Raw genomic sequence first — 1,631 nt, 5'->3', positions numbered from 1 at the left:
CAAATATTTACCATTTAAAATTTGTAATCCTTAGATTAAAATTACTTCCTAAAAAAATATATTTTAACTAGAGAATATCTCTCTTTACTAACTCTGAGAGACATTCTATGTAATTAGCTTTCTCTATAAAACTCAATTTTTTTTCTTAGATTTTAATTTAGTTAATAAAAAAAGCGCCCAATATTTTGGACGCTTTTCTTACTTTAGATCTAATTAAATTAGAACTTGAAGGTTGTTTGGACTAGAGCACCAAATAGGTCGTTTTCGCCGGTTGTTCCGTCGTAACGATCCTGAGCACCGAAGATTGTTGGTGTGATGGTGATTCCATCAGAAACTTTATAGTCATAATAAAGTTCCCAAGTGAATGGGTCTACATCAGAAGGCCAAGCAGATCCGTTAGGAACTTTGTCTACTGCAGTAGCTTTTAGAGGTTGACCGAAAGCAAATCCTAAACGGTTGCCATCAATAAACGCATCTGACCACATTAGACCAACCATCCATGAATCAGCTTCAGTAACCTTACCAGCGCTAGCTGTAGGTGAATCAGAAGTCATGGTTTCATATCCAATCTGGATATCAGGTACAGCTGGGCCTGCATCTGGTCTGTAATAAGCACGCAAAGCATATGCATTTGCATCCCTATCCATCTGCTCAGCAAGTTCAGTGGTGTAGTAATCCTGCCAAGACTTACATGAGTTTGTGCTGGTACAAATATTCTTAGCGTAAGCTAGTGAAACTTGCCATTTAGGAGATCCATACTCAAGTTTGGACAACCATTTAGCCTGAGTTTCTCCGGTGAGAATACCACCTGTGGAAGTCTCAGAGCTCTTGGCTACATAGTTAGAGCTAACAGCAAATCTTGCAGCTGATCTGTCTTCAACATTCTGAATCCAGGCTGCACCGAAACCGCCGTCTGTGCTTGAGCCATAAGTAGGTCCATTACCACCTAAAGCAAACTGTTTTAATACAGGCTTATAGATAGAAGGAGAACTTGCAAGCATGTAGTAGTTCTCAATTAGAGGACCAGCCCATACTTTGAAAGAATCTCCAACTGGACGCTCATACCATAATTTGTCAATGACAATTTGTGGTGATCCAGAAGTTGCATCTTCGCTCTTATGAGCACTGGCTAGGTGAGTACCATATGTAGTGGATTCCCAGTCAGTGTTCGCCATGTTACCCGACTTAATACGGGTATAAAGACGATCTTTACCAGAAAAACTTGTATTTACATTGGTCTGGGTCATGAACGATGTCGTCAACTTATTATCGTTGGCGTTAGACTGATCGTTATCAACGTAACCAGTGTTAAATACAACCTTGTTGTCAATCTTTGTGCTACCAGAGAACTGACCAGCACTAAGTTCTGTGACTTTGCTTTCAAGGCCTTCTGCGCTTCCTTTAAGGATGGCCATTTCTGTGCCAAACTCATTAGAAAGACGTGAGAAGTCAGCATTAGCTTCAGCAGAAGCCATACCACCTTCTAGGCATGCGTTTACAAGTGCAGCAGCCTCAAAACGAGTAAGAGCCTGACCACTCTTGAGATTTTGTGTGTAGGCATTGTCTACACAGCCATAGCTCTCACTTAAATTTTGAAGAGCAGTATATGCCCAATCTCCTGGTACAACGTC

The 1,631-nt window shown here is 40.8% G+C and carries 1 protein-coding gene; it reads right to left on the bottom strand.

Annotated elements, in window-relative coordinates; all coding sequences use genetic code 11:
- Nucleotides 1–218: 218 nt before the first annotated feature.
- Nucleotides 219–1,631 (bottom strand): iron uptake porin (locus EV07_RS09215; RefSeq protein ID WP_036919886.1); only part of this gene is annotated, 1,413 nt, incomplete at its 5' end.

Origin of the sequence: Prochlorococcus sp. MIT 0603 (genome assembly GCF_000760215.1) — a bacterium.
Lineage (GTDB): Bacteria > Cyanobacteriota > Cyanobacteriia > PCC-6307 > Cyanobiaceae > Prochlorococcus_E.
The sequence above is the reverse complement of the archived record's forward strand: the minus strand, read 5'-3'. Positions and strand labels throughout refer to the sequence as shown.